Annotated in this window: 22 protein-coding genes; 10 read left to right on the top strand and 12 right to left on the bottom strand. The window is 63.6% G+C overall.

The genetic code is table 11. The annotated features are described in order from the left end of the window. Positions 1-49: 49 nt before the first annotated feature. Positions 50-1363 (bottom strand): ABC transporter substrate-binding protein, encoded by a 1314-nt coding sequence (locus tag IVB42_RS37970; protein WP_018459245.1) that lies wholly within the window; start codon positions 1361-1363, stop codon positions 50-52. 78 nt (positions 1364-1441) lie between these two features. Then, positions 1442-2503, bottom strand: coding sequence for a sn-glycerol-3-phosphate ABC transporter ATP-binding protein UgpC (gene ugpC / locus IVB42_RS37965; RefSeq protein ID WP_007592328.1), 1062 nt, complete (start codon positions 2501-2503; stop codon positions 1442-1444). 201 nt (positions 2504-2704) lie between these two features. On the opposite strand from ugpC, the gene IVB42_RS37960 reads away from it, so the two are divergent. The 7 genes from IVB42_RS37960 (at position 2705) to IVB42_RS37930 (ending at position 9091) form a co-directional block, all read left to right on the top strand. Further along, positions 2705-3805: a LacI family DNA-binding transcriptional regulator gene (locus tag IVB42_RS37960; RefSeq protein ID WP_085395903.1), complete on the top strand. Its 1101-nt coding sequence runs from the start codon at positions 2705-2707 to the stop codon at positions 3803-3805. A gap of 122 nt (positions 3806-3927) precedes the next feature. Next, entirely contained in the window at positions 3928-5757 is a 1830-nt protein-coding gene (locus IVB42_RS37955) for an IlvD/Edd family dehydratase (RefSeq protein WP_085352800.1), read from the top strand. 113 nt (positions 5758-5870) lie between these two features. Continuing rightward, complete coding sequence (locus tag IVB42_RS37950; RefSeq protein ID WP_018459248.1) at positions 5871-6602, top strand: SDR family oxidoreductase; 732 nt, start codon at positions 5871-5873, stop codon at positions 6600-6602. A 15-nt stretch (positions 6603-6617) separates the two neighbouring features. Next, positions 6618-7364 carry an SDR family NAD(P)-dependent oxidoreductase gene (locus IVB42_RS37945; protein ID WP_018459249.1) on the top strand — a complete coding sequence of 249 codons (747 nt, stop codon included), beginning with the start codon at positions 6618-6620 and terminating at the stop codon, positions 7362-7364. 7 nt (positions 7365-7371) lie between these two features. Next, positions 7372-7764 (top strand): GFA family protein, encoded by a 393-nt coding sequence (locus IVB42_RS37940; RefSeq protein ID WP_085362164.1) that lies wholly within the window; start codon positions 7372-7374, stop codon positions 7762-7764. A gap of 161 nt (positions 7765-7925) precedes the next feature. Further along, positions 7926-8606: a site-2 protease family protein gene (locus IVB42_RS37935; protein WP_026233763.1), complete on the top strand. Its 681-nt coding sequence runs from the start codon at positions 7926-7928 to the stop codon at positions 8604-8606. Between the two features lie 62 nt (positions 8607-8668). Then, positions 8669-9091 (top strand): hypothetical protein, encoded by a 423-nt coding sequence (locus IVB42_RS37930; protein ID WP_085352797.1) that lies wholly within the window; start codon positions 8669-8671, stop codon positions 9089-9091. On the opposite strand, the gene IVB42_RS37925 is transcribed toward IVB42_RS37930, so the two are convergent. From IVB42_RS37925 to IVB42_RS37900, 6 genes are all read right to left on the bottom strand, one after another. Then, positions 9079-9894 carry a TonB family protein gene (locus IVB42_RS37925; RefSeq protein WP_085352796.1) on the bottom strand — a complete coding sequence of 272 codons (816 nt, stop codon included), beginning with the start codon at positions 9892-9894 and terminating at the stop codon, positions 9079-9081. The two genes, IVB42_RS37930 and IVB42_RS37925, sit on opposite strands and share 13 nt — an antisense overlap. A 9-nt stretch (positions 9895-9903) precedes the next feature. Then, positions 9904-10359 (bottom strand): TonB system transport protein ExbD, encoded by a 456-nt coding sequence (exbD, locus tag IVB42_RS37920; protein WP_018459254.1) that lies wholly within the window; start codon positions 10357-10359, stop codon positions 9904-9906. 3 nt (positions 10360-10362) lie between these two features. Then, positions 10363-11283: a tonB-system energizer ExbB gene (exbB, locus tag IVB42_RS37915; RefSeq protein ID WP_085352795.1), complete on the bottom strand. Its 921-nt coding sequence runs from the start codon at positions 11281-11283 to the stop codon at positions 10363-10365. Next, positions 11280-11969 carry a Fe2+-dependent dioxygenase gene (locus IVB42_RS37910; RefSeq protein ID WP_085352794.1) on the bottom strand — a complete coding sequence of 230 codons (690 nt, stop codon included), beginning with the start codon at positions 11967-11969 and terminating at the stop codon, positions 11280-11282. The genes exbB and IVB42_RS37910 overlap by 4 nt, the downstream gene beginning before the upstream one ends. A 2-nt stretch (positions 11970-11971) precedes the next feature. Then, a complete protein-coding gene (locus IVB42_RS37905) occupies positions 11972-14365 on the bottom strand; it encodes a TonB-dependent receptor (RefSeq protein ID WP_085362163.1) in 2394 nt (797 codons plus the stop codon). Positions 14366-14593: 228 nt separating this feature from the next. Next, complete coding sequence (locus IVB42_RS37900; RefSeq protein ID WP_085352792.1) at positions 14594-14833, bottom strand: hypothetical protein; 240 nt, start codon at positions 14831-14833, stop codon at positions 14594-14596. Between the two features lie 375 nt (positions 14834-15208). On the opposite strand from IVB42_RS37900, the gene IVB42_RS37895 reads away from it, so the two are divergent. The 3 genes from IVB42_RS37895 (at position 15209) to IVB42_RS37885 (ending at position 20163) form a co-directional block, all read left to right on the top strand. Continuing rightward, complete coding sequence (locus IVB42_RS37895) at positions 15209-16381, top strand: efflux RND transporter periplasmic adaptor subunit (protein WP_247398210.1); 1173 nt, start codon at positions 15209-15211, stop codon at positions 16379-16381. Continuing rightward, positions 16378-19524, top strand: a complete 3147-nt coding sequence (locus tag IVB42_RS37890) for an efflux RND transporter permease subunit (protein WP_247398211.1) — start codon at positions 16378-16380, stop codon at positions 19522-19524. Before IVB42_RS37895 ends, IVB42_RS37890 begins: the two co-directional genes overlap by 4 nt. Before the next feature lie 66 nt (positions 19525-19590). Then, positions 19591-20163: an invasion associated locus B family protein gene (locus tag IVB42_RS37885; protein WP_162496410.1), complete on the top strand. Its 573-nt coding sequence runs from the start codon at positions 19591-19593 to the stop codon at positions 20161-20163. A gap of 79 nt (positions 20164-20242) precedes the next feature. On the opposite strand, the gene IVB42_RS37880 is transcribed toward IVB42_RS37885, so the two are convergent. The 4 genes from IVB42_RS37880 to IVB42_RS37865 are packed head-to-tail and all read right to left on the bottom strand — an operon-like array spanning position 20243 to position 23564. After that, positions 20243-20962, bottom strand: a complete 720-nt coding sequence (locus IVB42_RS37880) for an ABC transporter ATP-binding protein (protein ID WP_085395898.1) — start codon at positions 20960-20962, stop codon at positions 20243-20245. Continuing rightward, positions 20959-21726, bottom strand: a complete 768-nt coding sequence (locus IVB42_RS37875) for an ABC transporter ATP-binding protein (RefSeq protein WP_247398213.1) — start codon at positions 21724-21726, stop codon at positions 20959-20961. The genes IVB42_RS37880 and IVB42_RS37875 overlap by 4 nt, the downstream gene beginning before the upstream one ends. Next, positions 21716-22687, bottom strand: coding sequence for a branched-chain amino acid ABC transporter permease (locus IVB42_RS37870; RefSeq protein WP_085395896.1), 972 nt, complete (start codon positions 22685-22687; stop codon positions 21716-21718). Before IVB42_RS37870 ends, IVB42_RS37875 begins: the two co-directional genes overlap by 11 nt. A gap of 13 nt (positions 22688-22700) precedes the next feature. Beyond that, a complete protein-coding gene (locus IVB42_RS37865; protein ID WP_247398215.1) occupies positions 22701-23564 on the bottom strand; it encodes a branched-chain amino acid ABC transporter permease in 864 nt (287 codons plus the stop codon). Positions 23565-23623 lie beyond the last annotated feature (59 nt).

The raw sequence follows: 23623 nt of genomic DNA, 5'->3' as shown, positions 1-23623 counted from the left end.
GAAAAGTCGCGGCGTCCGGCGAACCGGACGCCGCGTAGATTGGAGCTGATCAGACCTGATAGTAGCGCTTGGCGCGCTCGGCTGCGCGTGCGGCTGCCGCCTTCGGCGTCACCGAGCCCGACGCCGCCTCGGCGAACATGTCGACGACGACGAAGTCGCCCATCACCGCGGCCGAGGCATAGCCGAGATCGCCGGCATAGCCGTTGTCGCGGCAGCGCTTCAGGCAGTCGCGATACGGCGTGATCTTCGGATCCGACGTCCACACCGGGTTGTCGTTGTAGGCCGGAAGCGGCGGCGACACGTAGCCGTTGGAGGAGACCTCCCAGGCGTCGTAGTTCGCCTTGTCCATCATGAACTTGATGTATTCCTTGACCGCCTTCGGATACTTCGAGTGCTTGTAGCCGTAATAAACCAGTACGTTCTGCTGCTCGGTCGACACGCCGACCGGACCGATCGGCATCGGCGCGTGGTTCATGTCCTTGGCGATCTCCTGCTGCTTCGGATCGGTCGAGTTCTTTCCGACGGTCCAGATCGAGATGCCGTTCAGCGTCAGGCTGAGCTCGCCGTTGAGGAACGCCTTGTTGTTGTTCGAGTCGTTCCACGACAGCACGCCGGGGATGAAGGTCTCGTAGAGCTGCTTGACGTATTCGAGCGCGGCGATCGTCTCCGGCGAGTCGATCACGACCTCGTTCTTTTCATTGACGACTTTGCCGCCGAAGGCCCACAGCGCCCACTGGCACCAGCCGTTGGCGTCACCCGTGGCGTGGCCGAGCGCGAAGCCGGCCGGCGTGTTGTTCTTCTTCAGCGCCTGGCAGAGCTTGAGGAAGCCGGCAGTGTCCTTGGGAAATTCATCGAAGCCGGCGGCCTTCACGTGGCTAACGCGATAGTTCAGGCAGCCGCCGGTCGCGCCCTGCGGAATGGCGATCCAGCTGTTGCCCTTCTTGCCGTAGCGTTCGGCAACCGGGTACCAGCCGCCATACTGCGCGCCGAGATAGTCGGCGACGTCAGTCATGTCGATCAGCTTTTCCGGGAATTTGTGGGGATCATCGAGCGTTCCGATGATCAGGTCGGGACCGGCGCCGACATTGGCGGCGACCGCGGCTTTGGGGCGGATGTCCTCCCAGCTCTCGGCCTCGAGCTTGATCTTGACGCCGGTCTTCTCGGAGAACGCCTTGGTCTGCTCGGCGAATTTGTCGAACTCGGCCTGAATGAACTGCTTCCAGCGCAAGACGCGGATGGAAGCGTTCGGCTCGGGCGTGTTGGTCCACTCCGCCGCGCGTACCGGGACAATGCCCGGGCCGGCCAGCAGCGCCGCGCCGCCCAGACCGACTTTAAGCACACTTCGCCTGTCGAAATCGCTCATCGTTCTCTCCCTAAATTTTATATTTGTATTGGGTCGTCTTGTATTGGGGCAGTTCTGCTTGGCAGTTCTTTGGCGTCGCTATACGCGTTTGCCCGTCGCCTCGTCGAACAGATGAATCACGGAAGGATCGGGCTTCAGCTTGACCTTGTCGCCCGGGTTGAACTGGTGACGTTCGCGGAAGACCGCGACGACCTGCTCACCACCGAGCTTCGCAAACACCTGCGTTTCCGAGCCGGTCGGCTCGACCACGACGATCTCGGCATCGGCGCCGTCGTCAGCGATGGTGAAATGCTCGGGACGCACGCCGTAAACGACAGGACGCCCGTCGGACGCCGCCGGCGCGTTCCTGAGCGGCAGCTTGACGCCATTCGGCCCCTCGAAGGTCGCAACGCCGTTGACCCGCACATGACCCTTCAGGAAGTTCATGGACGGCGAGCCGATAAAGCCGGCGACGAACTGGTTCTCGGGCTTGTCGTAGAGCTCGAGCGGCGTACCCATCTGCTCGACGATGCCGTCATGCATGACCACGATTTTATCGGCCATGGTCATGGCCTCGATCTGATCGTGGGTGACGTAGACCGTCGTGGTCTTCAGCCGCTGGTGCAGCTCCTTGATCTCGGTGCGCATCGCGACGCGCAGCTTGGCGTCGAGGTTCGACAAGGGCTCGTCGAACAGGAACACCTGCGGATCGCGCACGATGGCGCGGCCCATGGCGACGCGCTGGCGCTGGCCGCCGGAGAGCTGGCGCGGATAGCGTTCGAGCAGCGGCGACAGTGCCAGGATCTCGGCGGCGCGCTTGACGCGCTTGTTGATCTCTTCGGTGCTCTCGCCCCGCAGCTTCATCGAGAAGCCCATGTTCTCGCCGACCGTCATGTGCGGATAGAGCGCGTAGTTCTGGAACACCATCGCAATGTCCCGCTCCTTGGGCTGGACATTGTTGACGACGCGGTCGCCGATCGAGATCGTGCCTGAGGTGATGTTCTCGAGACCGGCGAGCATGCGCAGAAGCGTCGACTTGCCGCAGCCGGAGGGGCCAACCAGGACAACGAACTGGCCGTCCTCGATCGGAATCGAAACGCCGTGCAGGACTTCAAAATTGCCGAACGATTTCCGCACGTCGCGGATTTGCACAGACGACATCTAGCTCCCTCCTCGAAAGTCCACGACGCATCTCGCGCCGCGACCGTCTTGTTTTTCAGACTTCACCGAGCGAAGCCCAACCTTAGCGGGCGACATTGTCGGCAGTTTGTGCGGTTTTGGCAATTTGTCTTTGGTTAGTCCGTGCTGGTAGCGCTGTCAACGTTCCTTTGTTTGCGACATTGAGTGTGTTAAGAGCAGCAAATGGGTCGAAACCGCACCAAGTCAGGCAAAATCCGGCTGGCGGAAGTCGCCGAGCTCGCCGGCGTCAGCCCGATCACAGCATCCCGCTTCTTCCGCAATCCCGAGGCGCTGTCGCTCGCCAAACGGACCCGGGTCGAGAGCGCAGCCAGGGAGCTCGGCTATGTACCGAACCTGGCGGCGCGCGCGTTGGCCTCGCAGCGCACCGAGGTGATCGGTGTCTTGATTCCGTCGCTGACCAATAACGTGTTCTCCGACGTGCTACGCGGCATCTACGACGCCTCCGAAAACAGCCGTTACTCGATCCAGTTGTCCAACACACGCTACAGTATTCTCCAGGAGGAGAAGCTGCTGCGGCTGTTTCTTGCGCAGAAGCCGGCCGGGCTGATCGTCACCGGCATCGACCAGACCACGGAATCGCGCGCAATGCTCGATGCCGCCGACTGCCCGATCGTGCAGATCATGGAGATCGGACCCAATCCGATCGACATGATGATCGGCTTTTCGCACTATGACGCAGCCCGTGCGGCGGTTGCGCATCTGTTCGCGCAAGGTCACCGCAAGATCGGTTTCGTCGGCGCACGGATGGATCCGCGGGTGCAGCGCCGGCTCGACGGATACGTCTCGGCCATGAAAGACGCCGGACTGTTCGACCAACGCCTCGTCGTCACCACGGCGACTCCGACCTCGGTAACGCTCGGAGGCGCCCTGTTCACCGATCTCCTGGCGCGGGAGCCCGGCATGGACGCGGTGTTCTGCGCCAATGACGACCTCGCGCTGGGTGTGCTGTTCGAATGCAGGCGCCGCGAGATCGCGATCCCCGAACAGATCGCGATCGTAGGCTTCAACGATCTCGAATTCATGGCCTCCGCCGTCCCGACTTTGACGAGCGTGCGCACCAACCGCTACGAGATGGGCAACACGGCCGCCAGCATGCTGATCGACGCGATCGACGGACGGCGTCCGGAGCAGCCGGTGCTCGATCTCGGCTTCAAGGTGATCGAGCGGCAAAGCTCGTCGGCCCGGCGTTCCGACAACCGGCCAGCCGTTTCAGGCGGGGGTGTTGCGAACAAAATGGTAGCGTTACCAAGTGGCCATGACTAGTATCGGATTTGTGAGGAAACGACCCGCCAGCGGGCAGGCAAATCGTCGCTCGCGCCGTTGGGCATCGCACAAGCCGATACCATAAAACGGACGCCAGTGCGTTTGCATTGCAGGAGAAACCAATGACAAAAAAACCAACCAATGGGCATGCCCCCGCCGGCAACGGCGCTCGCCGCCACCTCCGCTCGCAGGAATGGTTCAACAATCCGCATAATCCGGGCATGACCGCGCTCTATATGGAGCGCTATTTGAACTACGGTCTCACCCGCGCCGAGCTCCAGTCCGGCAAACCGATCATCGGCATCGCGCAGACCGGCAACGACCTCTCCCCCTGCAACCGCCACCATATCGAGCTTGCCCATCGCGTCCGCGAAGGCATCCGCGAGGCCGGCGGCATTGCGATGGAATTCCCGACCCATCCGATCCAGGAGACCGGCAAGCGCCCGACCGCGGCGCTCGACCGCAACCTCGCTTATCTCGGCCTCGTCGAAATCCTCTACGGCTATCCGCTCGACGGCGTGGTGCTGACCACGGGCTGCGACAAGACCACGCCGGCCTGCATGATGGCGGCGGCGACCGTCAACCTGCCCGCGATCGTGCTGTCGGGCGGGCCGATGCTGAACGGCTGGCACAATGGCGAGCGCACCGGCTCCGGCACCATCGTCTGGAAATCGCGCGAGCGCCTCGCCGCCGGCGAGATTGACTATGAAGAATTCATGGAGATCGTGGCGTCATCGGCGCCCTCGGTCGGCCATTGCAACACCATGGGCACCGCTTCGACCATGAACGGGCTCGCGGAAGCGCTCGGCTTCTCGCTGCCGGGCTGTGCGGCGATCCCCGCCCCCTATCGCGAGCGCGGCCAGATCGCCTACGAGACGGGAAAACGCATCGTCGACATGGTCTGGGAAGACCTCAAGCCTTCGGACATCCTGACCCGCAAGGCGTTCGAGAACTGCATCGTGATCAATTCGGCGATCGGCGGCTCGACCAACGCACCGATCCACATTAACGCGCTGGCGCGCCACATCGGCGTCGAGCTCTCCATCGACGACTGGCAGAAGGTCGGCCACGACGTGCCGCTGCTGGTGAACATGCAGCCGGCCGGCTTCTATCTCGGCGAGGAATTCCACCGCGCCGGCGGCGTGCCGGCCGTGGTGCGCGAACTGATGAAGCACAAGCGCATCCACGAGGACGCGGTCACGGTCAACGGCCGCGGCATCGGCGAGAACTGCGCCAATGCGCCAAAACCCGACAACGACGTGATCTGGTCTTACGACAAGCCGCTGGTGAAGGACGCCGGCTTCCTGGTGCTGAAGGGCAATCTGTTCGATTCCGCGATCATGAAGACCAGCGTGATCTCCAAGGAGTTCCGCGATCGCTACCTCAGCAACCCGACCGATCTCAATGCATTCGAGGGCCGCGCCATCGTGTTCGAGGGCCCCGAGGACTATCACGAGCGGATCGACGATCCCTCACTCGAGATCGACGAGCGTTGCGTGCTGTTCATTCGCGGCACCGGCCCGATCGGCTATCCCGGCGGCGCCGAGGTCGTGAACATGCAGCCCCCTGCGGCGCTGATCAAGCGCGGCATCATGTCCCTGCCCTGCATCGGCGACGGCCGCCAGTCGGGCACCTCGGGCTCCCCTTCGATCCTCAATGCTTCGCCGGAAGCCGCCGCCAATGGCGGGCTCGCGATCCTCAGAAACGGCGACAAGGTGCGCGTCGATCTGAACAAGGGCAGCGCCAACATTCTCATCTCGGACGACGAGGTGAAGAAGCGCCACGCCGAGCTCAAGGCCAATGGCGGCTTCAAGCATCCGCCGAACCAGACGCCGTGGCAGGAGCTTTATCGCAACACCGTCGGCCAGCAGTCGACCGGTGCCTGCATGGAGCTCGCTACGCGCTATCAGAACGTCGCCGGCACATTTGGCGTAGCGCGGGATAATCACTGAGTTAGGAACACGTAGCCCGGGTGAGCGGAGCGACACCCGGGACATCCGCTCCCGGATATCGCGCTCGCGCGCTCATCCGGGCTACGGCACTGAGAAAATCGAGGAGAATACAAATGGCAGACCGCCTCAAGGGAAAGCGCGCCGTCATCACGGCTGCAGCGGCAGGCATCGGGCGCGCATGCGCCATTGCATTCGCGCGTGAAGGCGCAACCGTCATCGCCACCGACATCAATGAGAGCGGCATCGCGAGCCTGGCTAAGGAAGGTATTGCCGAGACTGCGAAGCTCGACGTGCGCAGCACCGCCGACGTTAACGCCTTCGCCAAGCGCGTCGGCAAGGTCGACATCCTGCTCAACGCGGCGGGCTTCGTGCACCACGGCACCATCCTGGAGTGTTCGGAAGAGGATTTTGATTTCTCGTTCGACCTCAACGTCAAGTCGATGCACCGGACCATCAGGGCCTTCCTGCCGGACATGCTCGCGGGCGGCGGCGGCAGCATCGTCAACATCTCCTCCTGCGCGGCGCTGCGGCCGCCGGCCAACCGTTATGTCTACAGCGCCTCGAAGGCAGCGGTGTCGCTGCTGACGCGCGCGGTCGCGCTCGACTTCATCACCAAGGGCATCCGCTGCAACAGCATCTGCCCGGGCACCGTCGAGACGCCTTCGATGCTCGACCGTGCCGCAGCGCAAGGGCCGCAGGGCAAGGAGATGTTCGTCTCCCGCCAGAAGATGGGCCGGCTCGGCACCGCCGACGAGATCGCATCCATGGCGGTCTATCTCGGCAGCGACGAGAGCGCCTTCACCACCGGTGTCGACCTCGTGGTCGACGGCGGCTACATGCTCTGACGCCAGAGGCCCGGCATGAACAAGATCGATCTCAACGGCCGTGTCGCCATCGTCACCGGCGGCGCGCAGGGCTTTGGCCGCGCCATTGTTCAGCGCTTCGTCGCCTCCGGCGCCAAGGTCGCGATCTGGGATTTTGATGCAGCCCTGGCCGAGAAGACGGCAAAGGAAATCGGCGATAACACCTGCGTCTTCAAGGTCGACGTCACCGATACCGCGGCCGTCGAGCAGGCCCGCGACGCGACGCTGGCCGCCTTCGGCAAGATCGACATCCTCGTCAACAATGCCGGCATCGCCGGCGTCAACAAGCCGGTCTGGGAGACCGATCTCGAGGAATGGCGGAAAGTTCTGCGCATCAACCTCGACGGCCCTTTCATCGTCTGCAAGGCGATCGTGCCTTGGATGCTCAAGCAGAAGTACGGGCGCATCGTCAACATCGCCTCGATCGCCGGCAAGGAAGGCAATCCCAACGCCTCGCATTATTCGGCGTCCAAGGCCGGCCTGATCGCGCTGACCAAGTCGCTCGGCAAGGAATTGGCCGCACACGACATTCTCGTCAATGCGGTGACTCCCGCGGCTGCGAAGACGGCGATCTTCGACCAGATGACGCAGCAGCATATCGACTTCATGCTGTCGAAAATCCCGAAAGCGCGCTTTGTGCTGGTGGAAGAGCTAGCCGCGATGGTGAGCTGGCTCGCATCCGAGGACTGCGCGTTCTCGACCGGCGCCGTGTTCGACATCTCGGGTGGGCGGGCAACCTATTGAGGCAGCCATGATCCGAGAAGGCGGATGTCTGTGCGGCGCGGTGCGGTTCAAGGCGGAGGGCGAGCCGCTCAACGTCCGCATCTGCCATTGTCGCATCTGTCAGAAGGCGATGGGCTCGCCCTACTTCGCCCGCGCGCAATTCGACCAGCGCGCACTGACTGTCGAGGGCGACACCGAGCGCTATGCGTCGTCCGAGAACATCGACCGCGTGTTCTGTAAGCGCTGCGGCACGCGCCTGTTCGCCTGGCGGCGCAACGGCACGCTGGCTGGCGTTGCGCTGGCGACCTTCGACGATCGCAACGCGTTTGTGCCCACCGAGCACATCTGGGTCAGCGAAAAGATGGGCTGGGTGACGATCGAGGACGGCATGATCCGATATGACGGGACGATCCCGACGTAGCTCATCCGGCGCCAAGGCTCCACGTCACGGCCGCTGGTCTCGCCGATCATTTGCGGCGTGGCATTTCGGGACCGCCCACCCTATGTTGGGGTGACGCGTTGCTGCACCACCGGTTGGCTGGGTCGGCTGCAAGACCGCAGGCAAACCGGGACGGACGAGCCGTGAACATTTCCTTGTATGACCTCTCGGTGTGGGTGCTGCCGCTGGTGCTCGCCATCACCTTCCACGAGGCTGCCCACGCCTTCGTCGCACATCGTCTCGGTGATGATACCGCATGGCAGCTCGGCCGTGTCAGCTTCAACCCGCTCCGCCACATCGACCCGTTCGGCACGCTGATATTGCCGGCGATGCTGCTGTTCGCACATTCGCCATTCCTGTTCGGCTATGCCAAGCCTGTGCCGGTGAATTTCCGCAAGCTCAACGACCCCAGACTCGGCATGGTCTGGGTGGCGCTGGCCGGGCCCGCCACCAACATCCTGCTGGCGCTGTCCGCAGCTCTTGCCCTGCACGCCCTGCCCTGGGCCCCAGCGAACTCGGCGCAATGGATCTTTGACAATCTCAAGAACGCACTGCTGATCAACGCGGTGCTGGCGGTGTTCAACATGATGCCGATCCCGCCGCTCGACGGCGGGCGCGTCGCGGTAGGGCTGCTGCCCCGGCCGCTCGCCCTCCCGCTGGCGCGGCTCGAGCCGTTCGGGATGCTGATTCTGATCGGCTTGCTGATCCTGCTACCGCTGGCAGGCTCGCAGTTCGGTCTAAATCTTGATGTTATTTCAGCAATACTGCGAACGTTGACCGGTTATGTGATTCAGGCTGTTCTCATTCTGACCGGCAATACGTAGTTGAACAGCACACCCGAACACAAGCCGAAGGGCTCGAGGCCGACTTGGTCAAAGCTGCCGATATGCTGATCGCGCGACGCGCTGATACCCGCGCTCGCGCCGATTTTGCCACCTGGAAGATGATGGCCAAGCTCAACGGGTCGTCCGCGCTGCCTCCGGAGGCGCAGGAGTTCCTCCTGAGCTACAAGAACCTGCGGGCGCAGATGAACGAGGGTGAGGCTACCGAGGCCACCATCGGCGCCATCTACAAGGCCTACTATGCCGAGATGGGCGGCGCGGGAACTCCACCTGACGTCCGCCCCCGGGCGGCTGAACCGGCGGCGGACAATGTTACCGCTTTCCGCCGCCCCGAACCGAAGCCGAAGAAGGCCAGTTTCTTCCGGGCAGCGACCGCGGGCGCAACCCAGAAGCGGCCGCTCCCGGTGGCCCTGATCTTCGCCTGCCTGGTCGTGGTCTATGTCGGGATCAGGCTCTACTGGCGCTGAGCCGTCTTCTTCTTTTTCCTTGCGTCCGGCGGCGTGAAGATGATGTCGACGGTGCGCTCGAACCGGTCGTCGGTCAGGCTGGCAGGCGGCTGCGGGATGGGATCGGATTTGCGGACAATCGAGATCGCGGCCGCATCGTAAGCTGCATCCCCGGACGACTCGACAACGTCGACTGAAAGCACGTTGCCCCGTCGGTTGATCGCGAAGCTGACCTTGACTTTCTGATTGTTGGGCTCCTTGCCTTCCGGATTGACCTTGTGGGCCGTAAGGTGCGCGCTAATCTTGCGATTCCAGTCTGCCGTGAGCTTTAGAATGTCCTTGCCGATGCCCAGCACGGGCGCCAGTGCCTTCTCGGCCTCGCGCGCGTCCTCGTCGAGCGTCTGCCGCGCCGTCGCAACGGACTTCGGCGAGGCCTCCGCAGCGGGCGTTTCGACCGCCGCAATCTTCGGATCCTCGTCCTGCGGCTTCTTCGAAATGTTCTCGGTGACGACCCGATCGGGATCGTCGACCTGTTGCGACTGATCCTTTGGAAGCTCGGTTTCCTTGGTCTCGGCCTTTTGCTCGGGAAGCGCCTGCTGCTCCTGCATCGCTTCACTATCCGGTCCCGGCGGAAGGTCGGTGTCAGGCGCCTTCGGCGAGGCCATCTCGACAGCGAACTCCGCGCCGGCCGCGCCGAGGCCGTCATCGGCGTCATCGGCCCGCAGGTGCGCCAACGCGAGCGCGGCCCCGCCCAGATGGAGCGCGAGCGCCGCCATCGCTGCCAAAATCCAAAGCGTCCGGGCTGGTCTGGACTCGTCCGACATAGCGGGCCTCTAAGGCTGAGCGGCGCCTGCCGCGGGCGCCCCCGGAGCGCCTTCCAGCGCAACCAGCTTCACCCGCGAATAGCCGCCTGAGCGCAACAGCTCCATGACGCCCATCAACTCGCCATACGGCACCGAGCGATCGGCGCGCAGGAACACGTACTTGTCCTTGCTCATGTCGGACAGCCCGTCGAGGGTGCCGATCAACTCGGCGCGGTGAACCGGGTTCTCTCCGATGGCAAGCGTCAAATCGGGCTTGATGCTGAGATAGGTCGGCTTGTCCGGCTTCTTCTGCGGTGTCGCGCTCGACGTCGGCAGATCGATCGGCAGGTCGACGGTCGACAGCGGCGCTGCCACCATGAAGATGATCAGCAGCACCAGGATGACGTCGATGAACGGCGTGACGTTGATTTCATGCGTTTCGCCGAAATCGTCATCGTCATCATTGTCTGCGAGCGAGACGCCCATGGGTCACTCCGCCGCGCGCGAATGCACGCTGCCGTGGCTGCGGTCGAGATCGCGCGAGAGTAACCGCCCCGCAGCGCCCGAGGCACGGCTGACGAGTTCGAGATAGCTCTTCGTCACGCGCGAGAAGTAGTTGTAGATGATGACCGCGGGAATGGCGGCGACCAGGCCGATCGCGGTGGCGAGCAGCGCCTCGGCGATGCCGGGCGCGACGACGGCGAGGTTCGTGGTTTGCGACTTCGAGATGCCGATGAAGCTGTTCATGATGCCCCACACCGTGCCGAACAGGCCGACGAAGGGCGAGGTCGAGCCGATGGTCGCGAGCACGCCCATGCCGACGCGGATGCGCCGCGCCTCCGCACGCATGATCTCGGAGAAGCTCGAAGCCGCCCGCTCCTTGATGCCGGTGTCGCTGGAGAGGCCGGCCGACATCCGCGCCTCCCGCAGCGCCGCCGCCAGGAAGGACGGCAGGATGCCCTCCTTGGCCCCGAGCGCCATCTGCGCTTCCGCGAGCGAGCGCGCCTCTGCGATCTTCTTCAGCGCCGAGCGAAGCTTGGTCGCGGCGATCGACAATTCGATCGACTTGGCGATCAGCACCGTCCAGGTCATCAGCGATGCAAAGGCGAGCCCGATCATCACCGCCTTCACGATGATGTCCGCCGACATGAACATCACCCAGGGCGACAGTTCCTTCATGGCGGGCGCGATGCCGGCTGCCGTATCGGACTTTGCAGCCGCGGGCGCGGCAGCTTGGGGCGTCATAGGCGGAGCAACAACCGGGGCTGGACTGACCGCGGACGGCTGAGCCGTCGACTGGACGGGTGCCGCGGGGGCGGCCTGTGTCTGGGCAGAAACGGGGGATGCAAGCCAGGCGGCCGCCAGCACCAGAGCTGCGGCAAGGCTTGCTTGGAAGGACATGATCTTCATACTTCGGCCCAGTAGCGAATGAGGTTGTGATAGATACCCGTCAATTTGACCGTTTCGGGATCGTCACGCCCGAGCCGTTCCACCAGCGCCTGTATCGCGGTGTCGAGGTCAAAGATCATGCTCCGGGCTTGATCGTCCCGTATCATGCTCTGAAGCCAGAAGAAAGACGCAACCCGCGTTCCCCTGGTCACCGGCGTCACGAGATGGAGGCTGGTCGAGGGATAGAGCACGCAGTCCCCGGCTTGCAACTTGACTTCGTGCGAGCCGTAGCTGTCCTCGATCACAAGTTCGCCACCGTCGTACTCCTCCGGCTCGGCCAGGAACAGCGTGACCGAGAGGTCTGTGCGGATGCGAAGGCCGGTCAGGCGGTCGCCGCGGATCGCATTGTCGACGTGCAGGCCGAAATGGTGGCCGCTGCTGGCCGCATAGCGGTTGAACAGCGGCGGGAATATCTGGAGGGGGATCGCGGCCGCGATAAAGCGCGGGTTCGACGTCAGCGCCGAAATGATGCGGTTGCCGAGCTTGCGCGCGACCTCGCTGTCCGGCGCCAATTGCTCGTTGCGCTTGACCATCGCCGACTGCGAGCCGGCGGTGGAGCGCCCGTCCTCCCATTCGCTGACGTCCATGATGCGGCGGAAATCCGCCACATCATCCTTGCTCAGAACGCCAGGAAGGCACGTCAGCATGATCAGAACTTCGCTGTCGTCACGAGGTAGAATGCCCGCCCTGGCGCGACCGCCACGAAGGGCACGGCACTGCGATAGAACGAGTCGTAATAGAGCTTGTTCGTCAGGTTCTGGGCGTAGAACTTCATGGTCCAGTTCTGGTCGATCTTCTTCTCGAGGAATGCGTCGAAACGCCAGTAGCTCGGCAACTCGTTGGTGTTGGCCGCGAACGTGCCGCCATAGACCTTCGAGCGGTACACCGCCTGGCCGCCGAGTTCCCAGCCGCCGTCGAACTTGTACTTGGTCAGCATGCTGAACGACTGGTGGGCAATGTTGGCGAGCTGCAGACCGATGTTGGAGGCAACGCCGCTCTGCGTGACCTTCGACTGCATCAGCACCAGACCGCCAAAAATGCTCCAGCGGTCGGTGAGCTTGCCCTCGGCCTCGATGTCGATGCCTTGGATCCTGTAGGCAGCGCCCGAGGTCAGCAGATTGTTGACGGTCTCGCGCGCGTTGTCCTTGGTCGTCTGGAACAGCGCACCGGTTACCAACAGGTGACGGTCGGCGAGCTCCCATTTGGTGCCGAGTTCGATCGCCTTGTTACGCTCGGGTCCGAGCAAAACGGCCGTGTTGGGCGGAACACCACCGTAATCGGTCGCGGTCGCATCAAGTTCCGACCCGAACGGATTGGCCGAGGTCGCATAGGCTGCATACAGGCTGCCGATCGACATCGGCTTGTAGACCGCGCCGACGTTGTAATTCACGAGATCGGCATTCTGCTTCAAATAGGCCGCGTTGGTCGACGAACTCTGGCTGTAGCCGTCGTAGCGCACGCCGCCGTTCACAATGATGGTGTCCTGCCAGTTCGCGGTGTCCATGACGTAGACGCTGCTGGTGTTGACACCGTAGCGCGTCGGATTTCCAACCAGCGACGGCGTGTTGCTGAAGGGAATGTAGGTGTACTGCGGCGAGTAGAGATTGACCCCCGTGACCGCTCCGTTGCTGGTCGAGCCGCCGCCGAACAGTTCGGACGAGAGGCCGGTGTAACGGTCGATCGAGATGTTTTCGTTGGCATATTCGACGCCGAACACTGCGGTGTGCTTGACCCCGCCGGTGTTGAGCTTGAATGTGGCCTCGTTCTGGTTGGCCCATACATCCACGTTCTGGTAGCGGCTCTGCGCACTGGCCGTCGTGGTCCAGAGCAGCGGATTGGGGCTGGTCGTGATCGGGTTCTGCGGCAGCGTGCCGATATAATTCAGCAGCGAGTGCTCGCCGCGCACCTTGCTGGTCAGCGTGATGGCATCGTTGACCTTGTACTCGATCGTGCCGGTGCCGAAATCCTGCCGCGCCGTCTGGAAGTCGCGGTTGAGAAAGCCGTACCAGTTTCCGCGCGGAATGCCCGCCGACGTCACGGGGACATTGCCCTGCCTGTAGAAGGGCACGCCGAAATCCGGGTAGCCGCTGAGATCGGTGTGGACATAGTTCGTCGTGATCTTGATGTCGTTGGTCGGGGTGTACTTGGTCGAGATGAAAGAACCCCAGCGATCGTCGGTGATATAGTTGCGGCCGGCGACGTTGGCGTCCTGGAACAGGCCGCCCACGCGCACGGAGAAGGTCGGATCGACGACCTGGTTGACGTCGAGCGTGACGCGCTTGGTTCTGTCGGTGCCGAACTCGGTATCCATCCGCTTGAAATTGACGTCGCCCGCCTGCTTGGTGACGATGTTGATGGCACCGCCAGCGGTGCCGCGGCCGGCGTAGGACGAGGCGGGGCCCCGCAGGATCTCGATCTGCTCGGTGAAGAAGTTTTCGCGGATTGAGACCGCGGGATCGCGGATACCGTCGATGAAGACGTCGTTGCGCGCATCGAAGCCGCGGATGAAGAAGCGGTCGCCGAACGCGTTGCCCCCCTCCCCCGAACCCAGCGTCACGCCGGCGGTCGACCGCCCGATCTCCTTCAGCGTCGTGGCGTTCTTGTCCTCGAGAACTTCCTTGCTGAGCACGGTGATGGTCTTCGGCGTGTTCAGCATCGGCTCGGGAAACTTGCCGGAGGCCTGGACGTGGTCGACCTTGTATGGCGCCGCCGGATCCGAATACGGATTGCGGTCAACCTCGCCGGACGGCGTGGTGGGAGCGGTCTGCTGCGCCGCCTGCTGCCGCTGCGCGGCGCGGCGAAGCGCATTGCGCGCGCGGACCTGATCCGCCGTCGGCTTCGAAGCCACCGGGCGCGGACGCGCGACCGGCGCATCGACCGTCACCGGCGGCAGGTTCGACTGCTGCGCCTCCGCGCCGCTCGACACCGATGCTGCTGCGATCAGGCCCGCGACAGCGGAGACCTTCTTGCCGGAAACGCTCGTGAACTTTTCATCGAATGCTGCGACCGAACGCAACGACTTCGGTGCGACCACCTGCCCCATTACCAAACACGCCCCATATTCCAGTTCGCCCATTCACTTCGATGAGCGATTGGAGTGTTGGTATCGGCTGCAAAATTGCGGGTCAATGCGAGTAAGCCGCGAGAACGCTTGAATAAGTCCAGATCAAAGCGATTCTAAACTGCCGTTTGAAATCGTTCTAAATCGAGATTGGAGTCGTTCTAAAGAGCGCGTGAAAATGCTGCTAAATCGGCGGTCGCGGGCGCATGGTCAATCGCTGCTTGGCGGCTTCATCAACGAGAACAATTCATCGACGGTCTTCCGCGCCACCGCGCGCACGCGGTCGCTGTTGTCCATGCCTGCGATGTTGACGCCGTTGACGACGGCTCTGATCTCGTCGCGGAACTCGGTGAGAAAGCGCAAGGGATCACGCTGCTCGTTGGCGACGCGTGCGATCAGTCCCGTGATCAGGATCTGACACGCGATCAGCTTGCCGTTCAGTTCGTCCATGCTGCGCTCCCGTTGTGGCGCGTCGATATGACCGATGCCGATTTCCCTGACAACCGAAACGAGCTCCGCACGATTAGAACCGTTCCTGCCAGCCGTCGCCTTGCGGCCTAGGCGCGGCGCCGCTCAGTCCAGAGCACACCGCTTTCGAGCATTGCACAAACTTTGCACGCTGATCGTTCCTGAGGGGGGAATGCAGCACGGCACACCGTAGTGACACGGAGCTGCCTAACCCGTGCAAAGCTTTCCAATTGTTTAGGATTCTCAACCGATAGTGCTGTTTACACTGGAACTTGGCGTGTATTATACAAGCCTCCTGGAACCCTATGATTGCCTCATAATTCGTAGCTTAGGGCATAAGAGCCGACACGAGACGATATGAAAAAGTCCCGGCCGATCCTCTGGATTCTGATCATCGCGGCCGTGGCCTCCGCAGGTTACTATGGTTGGCAGAAATTCGGCTCGCCCGACGCCGGAAAAACCCAGACCGCACAAAAGGGGCCGCAGCGCCCGTCCGCCGTCCCCGTGAGCGTTTCGCCAGTTCAGAAGGTGGACTTTCCGGTTTACCTGACCGGTCTGGGCACGGTTGCGGGCTTCAACACCGTCCAAGTCCGGACCAGGGTGGATGGCCAGATCGACAAGATCGCCTTCACCGAAGGCCAGATCGTCAAGGAGGGCCAGCTTCTCGCCTCGATCGATCCCCGTCCCTATCAAGCCACGCTCGACCAGGCCAAGGCCAAGAAGGCCCAGGACGAGGCAAATCTGGCCAACGCCAATCTCGAGCTCCAGCGCGCCATGAAGCTCGGCGAATTCGCCACCGCCCAGCGGGTCGACACCCAGCGCTCCACGGTCGCCCAGCTCACCGCACAGATCGCCGCCGATGATGCTGCGATCTCCAACGCGCAGACCCAGCTCGACTACACCCAGGTCAAGGCGCCGATCACCGGCGTCGCGGGCCTGCGCCAGGTCGACATCGGCAACATCGTCAACGCCTCGACGCAGACCGGCATCGTCACGATCTCGCAGGTCGAGCCGATCTCGGTGATCTTCACCGCGCCAGAGGATCAGCTGCCCTATATCAGCGAGGGCCAGAAGGCCGGCGCGCTCAGGGTGATCGCCTTCACGACCGACGGCAAGAAGACGCTGGCCGAGGGCAAGCTTGCCGTCATCAACAACCAAGTCGACACCAGCAGCGGCACGATCCGGCTCAAGGCGGTGTTCGAGAACAAGGACCACGCGCTTTGGCCCGGTCAATCGGTGTCGACACGCCTGCTGGTGCGCACCCTCAAGGATGCGACCGTTGTCCCGGATGACGCGGTCCAGCACTCCACCAACGGCCTCTACGCCTATTCTGTCAATCAGGACAACAAGGCCCAGGTGCACAAGATCAAGGTCAGCTACAGCATCGACGGACGTTCGGTCGTCGACGAAGGGCTGACGCCCGGGCAGCAAGTGATCACCGGCGGCCAATTCAAGGTCCAGCCCGGAAGCCTCGTCTCCACGGCCGTGGCGAGTACGGATCCGGCCCAGAACAAGGTCCGACAGGAATGAACGCGGGCGGGATTTCGGCACCTTTCATCCGTTATCCCATCGGCACCTCGCTGCTGATGGCCGGCATTCTCTTCGTTGGTCTCGTCGCCTATCCCCTGCTGCCGGTCGCGCCACTGCCGCAGGTAGACTTCCCGACCATCCAGATCACAGCCAATCTGCCGGGCGGCAGCCCAGAGACCATGGCTTCGTCGGTGGCCCAGCCGCTCGAACGGCAATTCGCCCAGATCCCGGGCATCGCCCAAATGACCTCGACGAGCTATCTGGGCACCGCGTCGATCACCATCCAGTTCGACCTCAACCGCAGCATCGACGGCGCCGCCAACGACGTGCAGGGCGCCATCAACGCCGCGAGCGGTCAGCTGCCGAAGAACCTGCCGTCGCCGCCGACCTACCGCAAGGTCAACCCGGCCGACGCGCCGATCCTGCTGCTGTCGGCAACCTCAGACACATTGCCGCTGACCAGCGTCAGCGACGCGGTCGACGCCCAGCTCGCCCAGCAGATCAGCCAGCTCTCCGGCGTCGCGCAGGTCTTCATCGGGGGCCAGCAGAAACCGTCTATCCGCATCCAGATCGACCCGGCGAAACTCGTCGCCAAGGGCCTGTCGATGGAGGACGTGCGCAGCCAGATCGCGATCACCACGGTCGACAGCCCCAAGGGCAACATCGACGGCCCGAAGCGCGCCTACACGATCTACGCCAACGACCAGCTCACCCAGGCCAAGGACTGGAACGACGTCATCATCGCCTATCGCAACGGCGGCCCCTTGCGAATCCGCGACATCGGCCAGGCGGTCAGCGGCGCCGAGGACGCCAAGCAGGCGGCCTGGGCCAACGGCAAGCGCGGCGTGTTCCTGGTGATCTTCAAGCAGCCGGGCGCCAACGTCATCGAAACCGTCGACCGGATCAAGGCCACCCTGCCTCGCCTCGTCGCCGCGATCCCGCCCGCGATCAAGATCGAGCTCATCAGCGACCGCACCACGACGATCCGCGCAGCGGTCGAGGACGTCCAGTTCACGCTGCTGCTGACCATAGCGCTGGTGGTCATGGTCATCTTCATTTTCCTGCGCAGTTTTTGGGCGACCGTCATTCCCACAATCACAGTGCCGCTGGCGCTGCTGGGCGCGTGCGCCTTGATGTGGGTCGTCGGCTATTCGCTCGACAATCTGTCGCTGATGGCGCTCACCATCGCGGTCGGATTCGTCGTCGACGACGCTATCGTGATGCTCGAGAACATTACGCGCTACATCGAAGAAGGCGAATCGCCGATGGCGGCGGCCTTCAAGGGCTCCAAGGAAATCGGCTTCACCATCGTGTCGATCAGCATCTCGCTGGTCGCAGTGCTGATTCCACTGCTGCTGATGGGCGGCATCATCGGACGCCTGTTCCGCGAATTCGCCGTCGTGCTGGCGATGACAATCTTCGTCTCGATGTTCGTGTCGCTGACCCTGACGCCGATGATGGCCTCGCGCTTCCTGCGCGCCCATGGCGAGGTCACCCACGGCAAGTTCTACCAATGGAGCGAGCGCGGCTTCGATGCAATGTTGCGCGGCTACGAATGGGTGCTCGACCATGCCCTGAGCTGGCGCCGCACCACGCTCGCGATCTTCTTCGCCACCCTTGCCCTGTCGGTCTATCTGTTCGTGCTGATCCCGAAAGGCTTCTTCCCGCAACAGGACGTCGGCCTGATCACGGCGACCTCGGAAGCCTCCCAGGACATCTCGTTCGCGGAGATGCAGCGCCGCCAGGTCGAGCTCGGCAAAATCGTAATGGACGACCCCGACGTCGCAACGATCGCGATGAACATCGGCGGCAGTGGCCGCGCCGGCAACAACGGCAACATGTTCATCACGCTGAAGCCGCTCAGCGTCCGCAATGCCTCGGCGCAGCAGATCATCGCGCGGCTGCGTCCCAAGCTCGAGAAGGTGTCCGGCGCCCGCCTCTACATGCAGGCGGCCCAGGACGTCCGGCTCGGCGGCCGGCCGACGCGTACGCAGTTCGAGTTCACCCTGCAGGACGCCGATCTCGCCGAGCTCAATGACTGGGCGCCGAAGATTCTCGCCAAGATGCAGACCTTGCCGCAACTGCGCGACGTCGCGACCGACCAGCAGACCCAGGGCACCACGGTTCAGCTCAAGATCAACCGCGATACGGCTGCGCGTTACGGCATCCAGCCGCAGCTGATCGACGACACGCTGTACGACGCCTTCGGACAGCGCCAGGTCACGCAGTATTTCACCCAGCTCAACACCTACAAGGTGATTCTCGAGATCCTGCCGGAGATGCAGGGCAGCCTCGAGAGCCTGAACAAGCTCTACCTGAAGTCTCCGCTAACCGGCGACCAGGTGCCGCTGTCGACCTTCGCGACCTGGAGCACCGATCCGGTTCGCCCGCTCTCGATCAGCCACCAGGGCCAGTTCCCGGCGATCACGATCAGCTTCAACCTCGCCCAGGGCGTCGCGCTCGGCCAGGCTACGGAGGCCGTGCAGAAGGCGATGGCGGACCTCGGCGCGCCGCCGACGCTCAATTCGAGCTTCCAGGGCACGGCACAGGCGTTCCAGCAGTCGCTCGGCACCGTGCCGCTCCTCATCCTCGCCGCGCTGGTCGTGGTCTATCTGATCCTCGGCATCCTCTACGAGAGCTACATCCATCCGATCACGATTCTGTCGACTCTGCCCTCGGCCGGCGTCGGCGCGCTCGCGATCCTGATGGCGGCGGGCTTCGAGTTCAGCCTCATTGCTTTGATCGGAGTCATTCTGCTGATCGGCATCGTGAAGAAGAACGGCATCATGATGGTGGACTTCGCCATCGCCGCGGAGCGCGACGAGCACAAGACGCCGGCGGAATCGATCCGGCAGGCAGCGCTGTTGCGCTTCCGTCCGATTATGATGACGACCATGGCTGCCCTGCTCGGCGGCGTGCCGCTGATGCTCGGCCACGGCACCGGCGCCGAAATTCGCCAACCGCTCGGCTACGCCATGGTCGGCGGTCTGATCGTCAGTCAAGCGCTGACGCTATTCACCACCCCGGTCGTCTATCTCTATCTCGACGAGCTCAACAACTGGTTCTCGGGCTGGGGCCGCAAGGGTGACGGCGAAGGCGACGAGACGGTCGAGCACGGCACCGTTAAGGAAGCTGCCGAGTAGCAGCTTGCACCGCGCGCCTCACGACGTTACAGCGAGACCCTCGGTTCACGTCAACGCGGTCTTGCCATGCCCATCCAATCCAGACTTGTCGCGCTTGCCGCCGCTGTCCTGTTGTCGGCGGGTGCCGCGCATGCCCAGCAAGGCGCCAAGAAGAACGCGGCTCCCTCTGCCCCGGCGGCACAGTCCGCGCCGGCTCCGACGCAGCCCCAGGCTGACGGCGCTGCGGCGCAGCAGCCCGGTTGGGTCGTGCGCTGCACCAGCGTCAGCCGCGACGCACCGCTCGAATGCGCGATGGAGCAGAACGCGGTGCTGACCAAGACCGGCCAGACCATCGTTCTGATCAACATCCGCATCGCGCCCGACACCCGCACACCGGTGGCGCTGCTGCAATTGCCGCTTGGCCTCAACCTTCCCATCGGCGCCAAGCTCCAGGTTGACGAGGGCAAGGCGGTCGATCTCCAGATCCAGACCTGCGAGAACCGCGGCTGCTACGCCTCCACGCCGATCGCACCGGACCTGCTCGCGACCTTGCGGTCGGGCAAGCAGCTCAAGGTCTCCTTCCAGAACATGGCGAAGGAAACGATCGCGATCCCGATGCCGCTCGGCGATTTCGCGGCGGCCTACGACAAGATCAAGTAGCGACGCCTCGCCGTTACTGTTGCATATCCATATTGCAGCCCAACGCCCCCGATACCGGGCGCCTCCAGGCGGAAATCGGTCAGTCCACGCCCAGATAAGCCTTCTGCACCTGCGGATCCTCCGCGAGCGCCGCCGCCGTGCCTGATAGCACGCTCTTGCCGACCTGGAGCACCGTGGCGAAATCCGAGACCTCCAGTGCGAGCTCGATCGACTGCTCGGCGAGCAGAATGGTCAGGCCCTCGCGATGCAGGCGGCCGAAGGTCTCGTACATGGACTCGACCACCGCCGGCGCGAGACCGAGCGAAGGTTCATCCAGCATCAACAGCTTCGGGTCGCTCATCAGCGCGCGCCCGACCGCGAGCATCTGCCGTTCGCCACCGGACATGGTGCCGGCACGCTGGTTGCGGCGTTCCTTGAGGCGCGGAAAGATCTCGTAGACACGTTCGAGCAGCGTGGCCTGGCGCGACTTGTCGTGCAACGGCGTAGCGCCAAGCATGAGGTTGTTCTCGACGCTCTGCTGCACGAACAGGCGCCAGCCTTCCGGCGACAGCGCCAGCCCCTTGCGCACGATCGCAAACGCCTTCTCGCCGGCGATGTCCTCGCCGCGAAAGCGGATCGATCCGGAATGCACCGGAATGAGGCCGGCGATGGCGTTCAGCGTCGTGGTCTTGCCGCCGCCATTGGAGCCGAGTAGCGCGACCACGCTGCCTTCGGGAACCTCCAGCGAGACGTCGGACACGCCGATGAGATCGCCGTAGCGCACCTCGAGGTGCTCGATCCGCAGCAACGGCCCGTTCATAGGTCCGGCCCGCCCATCAGTTCGACCGGCGTGTGGCCGGCGGCTGCCTTCGCTGCGCGCTTGCCGAGATAGGCCTCGATCACCGCCGGGTTGGATGTGACCTCGCGCGGCGAGCCGCGGGCGATCTCTTTGCCTTGGTGGAACACCATCACGCGGCTGGCGAGCGACATGATCACTTCCATGATGTGCTCGACGATCACGAGGGTGATGCCGGAACGGTGAATGTCGCGCACGAGGTCGATGGCGAGCCTCACCTCATGGGCGTTGAGGCCGGCCATGGCTTCGTCCAGCAGAAGCACCTTCGGCTCGGTCGCCAGCGCTCGCGCGATCTCCAGCCGCTTGCGGCCCGGCGTGCCGAGCGAACGCGCCGGCGCATCCGCAAGCCTGATCATGCCGACGCGCTCAAGCACCGCGCGCGCTTTGGTCTCGGCGTCCTTGCGATGCGAGGTGCGCAGGAACGCGCCGATCATGACGTTCTCCAGCACCGTCATGCCCTCAAAGGTCTGCGGCACCTGGAAGGTACGGGCGAGCCCAAGCCCGGCGCGCAGCTCCGGCGTGAAGTCGGTGATGTCGCGCCCCTCGAACAGAACACGGCCCGAGGTGGTCTTGAGATCGCCAGTCAGGCAATTGAAGAAGGTGGACTTGCCCGCACCATTCGGGCCGATCAGGCCGAGGATGTCGCCTTGCTCCAAGGTCACGGAGGCATCGTCCACCGCCTTGAAGCTGCCGAACGCCTTTGTAATTTCGCGTGCCTCAAGGAGCATGGCCAGCTCCCGTGTCCTTCGTCGGCTTGCTGCGCCGAGTGAACAGGCTGAGTAGACCGCCAGGCTGGAAACGCGCGATCACCACAATGATCGCGCCATAGAGCACGAAGGTGAGCCCGGCGCCCTTGCCGCCGAGCCAGCTGTTCGAGATCTCCTCCAGCGGCACCAGGATCGCGGCACCGACCAGGGGCCCGAACAACAGCCCTGCCCCGCCCAGCGCGGCCATGATCAGGATTTTCACCGAAATCAGGATGCCGAACCCGGACTCGGGATCGACGAAGCCGAACATCATGGCATAGAGCGCGCCGGCGACGCTCGTCAGCGCCGCACTCAGCATGTAGGCGTAGAGCTTGGTGCGGCTGGCGGGTGCGCCGAGCGAGCGCGCCGCGCGCTCGGAGTCCTTGATCGCGCGCAGGTAAAATCCCATGCGGCTGCTGGTCATCCACCAGGTGATCAACAGCGTGATCACGAGGATTGCGAGGAAGAGATAATAATACGGCAACGACGACAGGAACGAGAGATCGAAGATGTTGCGCGGCACGGTCGGCCCGGAGAGCCCGACGGCCGCACCCAGCCAGTCGGTGTTGGTCACGATCAGCCGCATCGTCTCGGCGACCGCGATGGTCGCCATGCTGAAATAATGGCCCGACAACCGCAGCGTCGGCACGCCGATGATCGCGGCCAGGCCCACAGCGAGCACGATCCCGCCAGGGATGCCGAACAGGGGCGACAGGCCGAACTTTGCGTAGGATCCCATCGCGGCATAAGCACCGCAGCCGAAGAACACGACGTGGCCGACCGAGACCTGGCCGGCATAGCCGCCGACGATATTCCACGCAGACGCTGCAATCGCATAGAGCAGCACCAGCGCGCCCAGACGCTGCTGGAACGGCGAGGACAGCAGCAGCGGATAGCAGATCGCGAACGCTGCGACGGCCGAGAGCCAGATCAAGCGCCGCATCACAGCTTTCTCATCAGGTCTTGCCCATCAGGCCCTGCGGCCGGAACCAGAGGAAGAGCAGGAACAGGACATAGACGACGATGTCCTTGTAGATCGCGCCGATCAGATAGCCCGACAGTGACTCGATCACGCCGATCAGCAGGCCCGCGACGAGGGCGCCCGGCACACTGCCAAAACCGCCGAGCGACACCGTGACGAAGGCGACAATGCCGAGCGTCTCGCCGACGGTCGGCACGATGTAGAAGAAGTTCGCAATCAGCGCGCCGGCAAGCCCGGTGGCACCGGCCGCAATCGCCCAGGCGATCGCCTGCATGGTGTCGGGACGGATGCCCATGAGCTGGGCCGCGGTTTGATCCTCCGCCACCGCCAGCATCTTCGAGCCGAGCGAGGTCCGCGTCAGCAGCAGATGCAGCCCGAGGGTAACGAGCAGCGCAACCACGCCGGCAAGCAGCCGCGAGGCCTCGATGCGCAGGCCCGCGAACGCATAGGTGCCGCCCACGATGTCCGGAGGCATCGACAGGAAGTTGGCCCCGAACCACCAGAACACGGAATAACGCAGCAATAGCGCAAGCCCGAAAGTGCCGAGGATCTGCGCCAGCATCGGTCCCTTCATGATATCGCGGATCAGGGCGAAATAGACGACGACGCCGACGGTCGCGAGCACCAGGGTTGCCAGCGGCGCGCCGAGGATCGGCCCTCCTCCCAACAGCGTGTAGACGACATAGGCGACGTACATGCCGAGCATGACGAAATCGCCATGCGCGAAATTGACGATGTTCATCATGCCCCACACCAGCGTGAGGCCTGAGGAAAACAGGGCATAGACAGCGCCAAGCAGAAGTCCGCCGACGATCACCTGCACGAGTACAAAGGACATGAGCCAGCGTTGCTCTGATCAAATCATTTCGGAAATCGCGGGGCGCGCAGCCCCGCCTT

Origin of the sequence: Bradyrhizobium sp. 45 (assembly GCF_023073155.1) — a bacterium.
GTDB lineage: Bacteria > Pseudomonadota > Alphaproteobacteria > Rhizobiales > Xanthobacteraceae > Bradyrhizobium > Bradyrhizobium canariense_D.
This window is presented reverse-complemented; position numbering and strand designations above follow the sequence as displayed.

Bases quoted from the DNA above. Each gene is read 5' to 3' on its own strand.
- IVB42_RS37970 (WP_018459245.1), bottom strand. From the start codon at position 1,363: ATGAGCGATTTCGACAGGCGAAGTGTGCTTAAAGTCGGTCTGGGCGGC.
- ugpC (WP_007592328.1), bottom strand. From the start codon at position 2,503: ATGTCGTCTGTGCAAATCCGCGACGTGCGGAAATCGTTCGGCAATTTT.
- IVB42_RS37960 (WP_085395903.1), top strand. From the start codon at position 2,705: ATGGGTCGAAACCGCACCAAGTCAGGCAAAATCCGGCTGGCGGAAGTC.
- IVB42_RS37955 (WP_085352800.1), top strand. From the start codon at position 3,928: ATGACAAAAAAACCAACCAATGGGCATGCCCCCGCCGGCAACGGCGCT.
- IVB42_RS37950 (WP_018459248.1), top strand. From the start codon at position 5,871: ATGGCAGACCGCCTCAAGGGAAAGCGCGCCGTCATCACGGCTGCAGCG.
- IVB42_RS37945 (WP_018459249.1), top strand. From the start codon at position 6,618: ATGAACAAGATCGATCTCAACGGCCGTGTCGCCATCGTCACCGGCGGC.
- IVB42_RS37940 (WP_085362164.1), top strand. From the start codon at position 7,372: ATGATCCGAGAAGGCGGATGTCTGTGCGGCGCGGTGCGGTTCAAGGCG.
- IVB42_RS37930 (WP_085352797.1), top strand. From the start codon at position 8,669: ATGCTGATCGCGCGACGCGCTGATACCCGCGCTCGCGCCGATTTTGCC.
- IVB42_RS37925 (WP_085352796.1), bottom strand. From the start codon at position 9,894: ATGTCGGACGAGTCCAGACCAGCCCGGACGCTTTGGATTTTGGCAGCG.
- exbD (WP_018459254.1), bottom strand. From the start codon at position 10,359: ATGGGCGTCTCGCTCGCAGACAATGATGACGATGACGATTTCGGCGAA.
- exbB (WP_085352795.1), bottom strand. From the start codon at position 11,283: ATGAAGATCATGTCCTTCCAAGCAAGCCTTGCCGCAGCTCTGGTGCTG.
- IVB42_RS37910 (WP_085352794.1), bottom strand. From the start codon at position 11,969: ATGCTGACGTGCCTTCCTGGCGTTCTGAGCAAGGATGATGTGGCGGAT.
- IVB42_RS37905 (WP_085362163.1), bottom strand. From the start codon at position 14,365: ATGGGGCAGGTGGTCGCACCGAAGTCGTTGCGTTCGGTCGCAGCATTC.
- IVB42_RS37900 (WP_085352792.1), bottom strand. From the start codon at position 14,833: ATGGACGAACTGAACGGCAAGCTGATCGCGTGTCAGATCCTGATCACG.
- IVB42_RS37895 (WP_247398210.1), top strand. From the start codon at position 15,209: ATGAAAAAGTCCCGGCCGATCCTCTGGATTCTGATCATCGCGGCCGTG.
- IVB42_RS37890 (WP_247398211.1), top strand. From the start codon at position 16,378: ATGAACGCGGGCGGGATTTCGGCACCTTTCATCCGTTATCCCATCGGC.
- IVB42_RS37885 (WP_162496410.1), top strand. From the start codon at position 19,591: ATGCCCATCCAATCCAGACTTGTCGCGCTTGCCGCCGCTGTCCTGTTG.
- IVB42_RS37880 (WP_085395898.1), bottom strand. From the start codon at position 20,962: ATGAACGGGCCGTTGCTGCGGATCGAGCACCTCGAGGTGCGCTACGGC.
- IVB42_RS37875 (WP_247398213.1), bottom strand. From the start codon at position 21,726: ATGCTCCTTGAGGCACGCGAAATTACAAAGGCGTTCGGCAGCTTCAAG.
- IVB42_RS37870 (WP_085395896.1), bottom strand. From the start codon at position 22,687: ATGCGGCGCTTGATCTGGCTCTCGGCCGTCGCAGCGTTCGCGATCTGC.
- IVB42_RS37865 (WP_247398215.1), bottom strand. From the start codon at position 23,564: ATGTCCTTTGTACTCGTGCAGGTGATCGTCGGCGGACTTCTGCTTGGC.